Genomic DNA, 5,230 nt, shown 5'->3' with positions numbered 1-5,230 from the left:
TATCGGCGCCATGCCGGGGAAGATAATACAGGCGCTTAAGATCGTAAAAACGAGGAACCCCGTCATCATGCTCGATGAAATTGACAAGCTCGGCCAGAGCTATCAGGGCGACCCCTCGAGCGCGCTCCTCGAAGTGCTCGATCCCGAGCAGAACAACAATTTCCGGGATCATTACATCGACATGCCGTTCGATCTCTCGAACGTGCTGTTCATCACCACCGCGAACACCATCGATACGATACCGCGTCCGCTCCTCGACCGCATGGAAGTGATACGCCTCTCCGGCTACATACTCGAGGAAAAACTGAAGATAGCCGTCAAGTACATCATACCGCGTCAGTTGGATCGCCACGGGATCACTGAAAAGAACCTCTGCTTCGAGGTCGATGCGCTCAAGAAGATCGTGACGAGTTATGCGAAGGAGGCGGGGCTCAGGAATTTCGAACGCAACATCGAGAAGATATGCCGCAAGGTCGCCACCGAGGTCGCGTCGAAAGGCACCGGCGTGCGCGTACGCATAAGCGAGAAGAACATCGAGGAGTATCTCGGCAAGGAGATATTCGTCGGCGATATGACCGATCGCATTACCGTGCCGGGAACGGCCATCGGCCTTGCGTGGACGGAGCTCGGCGGCTCCACGCTCACCATAGAATGCATAGCTGCCCCCATCAAGAAACAGCAGGGCAGCATAAGCCTCACCGGCCATATGGGTGAAGTGATGATGGAATCGGCGAAGATCGCCTACAGCTACGTGCGGAGCATCGCATCGCAATACGATGTGAAGGAATCGTTCTTCGAGGACAACCTTCTCCACCTGCATATACCCGCCGGCGCAACGCCTAAGGACGGGCCTTCTGCAGGCATAACAATGTCGACAGCGATACTCTCGCTCGCCCGCGGAAAGAAGATACGCGCGGACATCGCCATGACCGGAGAAATATCGCTCACCGGAAAAGTGCTCCCCATCGGCGGCCTGAAGGAAAAGGTCATTGCCGCAAAGCGTACCGAGTTCATCAAGCGTATCATTATACCCAAAACGAACGAAAAGGACCTTGCGGAGATACCCGACTACATCAAACGCGGGATAAAATTCTTCCCCGTTGAAATGTTCTCGGAAGTGGTCGAGCACGCGTTCTGAAGTCTTGAGTCTTTCGGCGGGGAACGATATGACCCCAATCATCATCTGCGATCCGAGCGAGCAGACACGAATGCTCCTCGGCGTATCGTTCAAGGCATGGGGGTTCGAAGCCATCACTGCCGAGAACGAGCGCGCCGCCGCCGCCCTCGCGATGAAGCACGAAGCCTTCGTCCTTACCGACTGCGACCGCTCGGCACGCACCACGAAACTCATGCAGATAATTGAAGAGAAGGCCCCGATGACGCGGGTCATCGGCTATGTGAGCCCCGAATTCTCGCCGTCGATACGCACCTTCGCCCGCATGGGAATGCTTTCCTTTTTCCTGAAACCCCTCGAAGTGCGCGAACTTCACTACTCGTTCATCAAAACGATAAAGACATCGCTCGCCGTCGGATCGCGGGAACGTGAAGGTGATTTTTCCGTGCGCGAACACCGCGAGCTCTCCTTCCCCCCCGACCCCTCGCGCATACCGCTCGTCGTACGCCAGCTCACGGGGCTTATCAACCGCATGCCCAACGGACACTCCGCGCGCTACCTGCTTTACGGGCTCATCGAGAACGCGGTGCTCTACGGCTCGCTCAAGCTCACGAAGGAACGCGTCATCGCCGCCTATGAAAGCGATACGCTCGGCCCGCTCATGGAACGCGCCGTCGATATCGCGACGGACAAGGGCAGGAATGTACGGATTACGTACGATGTCGTTCCGGCGAATATCACGATAACAATATCCGATCCGGGGACTGGCTTCGATTGGCGATCATCGTTCGATGCGCTTGCCGCCGGCGACTGCACCGGGAGAACGGGACGCACCGTGCTCTTATCAAAGATATATTTCGACGAGATGCGCTACAACGATGCCGGCAATGAAGTGACGGTGACGATACGGCTGGGGACGAATTCCAAACATTAACGATCCGGGTTCGGCTGCGGGAGCATGGCGCCCACTTCGAAACGCCACGCGGCGAGCATGCGTCGGAGCCTTTTCGCAACATCGGGGTGTTCGCCGGCGATATCGTTCTTTTCACCCACGTCCGATGAAAGATCATAGAGCTCGGCGCGCCAATCCTCATGGAATTCGATGAGCTTCCATTTTCCCGCGCGCACCGCAGAGCACGGGGTGCCTCCCTGATTGCCGTAATGAGGATAATGCCAGTATATCGCCTCGCGGTCAAGCGATGATGCACCCTTGAGTACCGGGGTGATATCGATGCCGTCGCAGTGCTGCTCCGGGAGCGCCGGCAGATCGGCCATCGCAAGCATTGTCGGGAAGAAGTCGGTGCTCGTCACCGGCACCTGAGAGAGCGCACCGCAGGGGACGTTGGGCCCGGCGATGATGAGCGGCTCGCGTACGCCGCCTTCATATCCCCAGCCCTTGCCCTGGGCATACGGCGCATTGCAGGTAGGCGAACTTTCCGCAGTGGCAAGACCGCCGTTATCGGACGTGAATATTATCACCGTGTTCTCGTATTCCCCGGCATCTTTGAGCGCCTCAATGAGCCGTCCGACATTGGCATCCACATTCTCTATCATCGCTGCGTACGCCGTATCGGACTGTACCAGACGACGCATGATGCGTTTTTCCTTCTTGTGTTCGCATGGATAAAAACCGCCTTCTTCGAAGGGCGTCACCGCATCAAGTCCCATGCGTTCTGCTTTCGCCTTGTACTTCTCGACGAGTGCGGGCTTTGCCTGTATCGGCGAATGCACTTCATACATCCACCAATTCAAAAAGAACGGCTTGTCATCTTTTTTACCCTTTATGAGCGCTATCGCATCATCGGTGAGCCTGTCGCCGAGATAGTCGCCGTCCCTGCCTTCGGAAAGCGTCGGTATTTTCCAGGGTGAGAAATATCCGTGATGCGGATGCCCTATCTGACAGCCGCCGACATTCACGTCAAAGCCCTGTTTCTCCGGCCAATACGGCTCAAGGCCCAAATGCCATTTGCCGACATGCCAGGTATGATAACCGCTGCCGCCGAGCACGCGCGCGATATTCCTTTCCTCAAGGGGCAGCTGTTTCACGTACGGCGCATCGATGAGCTTGCCGCGGCAGGGATGGAATGTCCGATGATCTATCCAATCGGTGACACCGACGCGCGCGGGATATTTCCCTGTCATGATCGACGCCCGTGTCGGAGAGCACACGGGACAGGCGGCGTACGCATCGGTAAAGCGCATACCCTCTGCCGCAAGCGCGTCGATGTTCGGCGTTTCATAGAACGCACTGCCGTAGCAGGACAGGTCGCGTGCACCCATATCGTCCATGAGAATGAAAACGAAATTCGGCTTTTTCATCGGCATAGTCTCCTCTCGCTGGGAATAACATACTACGCGCAGGGGAAAAGGCAATGACGGCATTGATATCCCCTTTGTGATATTTGATACCCGTATCGACAAATAGACATGACGCCCATATTCTGATATACTGCGCTCATGTCAAGAATACGCATCATCGCCGCACGTTTAATCATCATGCTCATCGGAATATGCGCGGCAGCGGCCCCGGTATATGTGCTCATCGCCCACCGCATGTTCACGACAGCACGCTATCCATACGATCATCATACCGTCACCGAGAAGCGCTTTACGGTCATACGCAAGGCGCTCCCGCCGAACGCGGTCGTCGGCTACATCAACGGGAACAGCACGCCGTTCCTCGACGACACCGATCTCATCGGCGCAGCGTATTACCTCACGCCGTCCATACTGATAAAGCTCACGAACAGGGACGCTATCCCCTGCCGCTATATCCTCGTAGAATCGAAAACGAACATACGTTTCGATTCGCACGGCTTTTTCCTCATAGCATCGACGAACGGCATTCGGCTCTATCGCCGCAACGAGGCTCTGCAATGATCGGATACCTCGTCTCAGCGGCCATCGGTTTTTTCGTGCTCCACTTGATCGTTCCCGAGAAGGAAGGCATGGGTCCGCTCACGCGGCTATGGTGCTCCATCGCGGCAGGTTTCGGCGTCGCATCGCTCATCCTTTTCGCTCTCTTGCTTTCGCCGATACAGGACGTTCGCATGGCACTGATCATTATTGAATCGACTGTTCTCGTCTGCACAGGAGCCGCTGCACTCGCACTGCGGCGCATCCATTGGAAAGCACCTGCGATGGACTTCTTCCGCGATATCGTTAAAGATCGTTTTGCCCTTGTACTCGCGGCCTGTCTGTGCTTCGGGCTCATCGCATCGCTCATCTATTTCTTCATGTACGCGCAGGTCGGCCCGCATGGCGGATGGGACACGATAACGATATGGAATTTCCGCGCGCGCGGGCTCTTCCGCGGACGTGACATGCTCTCACACGTATTCTCCCCGCTCCTTACGTTCGATCACCACGCCGACTACCCCCTGTTCATCCCGCTCACCGTACTGCACGGCTGGCTCTATGCCGGAAAAGAGACCTTCATCGCGCCGATAACCGTCAGTTTCATCTTCACCTACGGCACGCTCGCCGTGCTCATGGAAAGCATATACCGTCACCGCGGCACGATGGGTGCGCTCATCGGGGGATGCACCCTCCTCGGCATTCAGGTATTCCATCACACCGGTGCCATACAATATGCGGATATGCCGCTCGCGTTCTTCTATCTCGCTGCCGTCGTTCCGGTGTACGACTTTATGTCGAGCGGGAAACGGTCATCGCTTATACTCGCGGGCATTTTCACCGCGATGGCCGCGTGGACGAAGAACGAAGGCCTCTCTTTTCTGGCAGCGGCCGCTCTCGCATGGGGCGTACACTCGTTATTCCTTTTCCGCGACGGCAAGCGTCCGCTCCTGCGCTTCCTCCGCGAGGCGTTCTTCTTCATGCTCGGGGCATTGCCCTTTGTGACCGCCATCGCGGTGTTCAAGAAAACGTTCCCCATCGCGAATGATATCGTAGGGAATGGGGGCACGAAATTCATCGGATACATCACCGATATCGGCCGCTATAGAATGATAGGAGGTCTGTTCACCGGATATTTTTTCCAAACAAGGCTTTATACCATCATTCCCGTCATGATCATCGTGCTTCTCTGTGCGCTCGGACTGCGAAAGCGATCACCGCGTGAAAAAATGTACGCCCTCCCTGTCGCGCTTATGGTCG

At 56.4% G+C, this 5,230-nt stretch carries 5 protein-coding genes; 4 read left to right on the top strand and 1 reads right to left on the bottom strand.

Features of this window, described 5'->3' with window-relative positions; genetic code table 11:
• Together AABZ39_13320 and AABZ39_13315 are read left to right on the top strand one after the other, a co-directional pair.
• The coding region (locus AABZ39_13320; GenBank protein MEK6795755.1) for a S16 family serine protease at positions 1-1,138 on the top strand (1,138 nt) is incomplete at its 5' end.
• A gap of 28 nt (positions 1,139-1,166) precedes the next feature.
• Positions 1,167-2,048: a hypothetical protein gene (locus tag AABZ39_13315; protein ID MEK6795754.1), complete on the top strand. Its 882-nt coding sequence runs from the start codon at positions 1,167-1,169 to the stop codon at positions 2,046-2,048.
• Here AABZ39_13315 and AABZ39_13310 read toward each other — a convergent pair.
• The gene (locus AABZ39_13310; GenBank protein MEK6795753.1) at positions 2,045-3,433 is read right to left on the bottom strand and encodes a sulfatase; all 1,389 of its coding nucleotides are present in this window, start codon (positions 3,431-3,433) and stop codon (positions 2,045-2,047) included. The genes AABZ39_13315 and AABZ39_13310 overlap by 4 nt on opposite strands.
• 138 nt (positions 3,434-3,571) lie before the next feature.
• Here AABZ39_13310 and AABZ39_13305 point away from each other — a divergent pair, with 138 nt between their 5' ends.
• Positions 3,572-3,994, top strand: coding sequence for a hypothetical protein (locus AABZ39_13305; protein MEK6795752.1), 423 nt, complete (start codon positions 3,572-3,574; stop codon positions 3,992-3,994).
• A partial coding sequence (locus AABZ39_13300; protein ID MEK6795751.1) for a hypothetical protein occupies positions 3,991-5,230 on the top strand: 1,240 nt, incomplete at its 3' end. The genes AABZ39_13305 and AABZ39_13300, both read left to right, overlap by 4 nt.

It is taken from the genome of Spirochaetota bacterium (genome assembly GCA_038043445.1).
GTDB lineage: Bacteria > Spirochaetota > Brachyspiria > Brachyspirales > JACRPF01 > JBBTBY01.
Note: the sequence above shows the minus strand (reverse complement) of the source record. Positions and strands in the feature narration are given on the sequence as shown.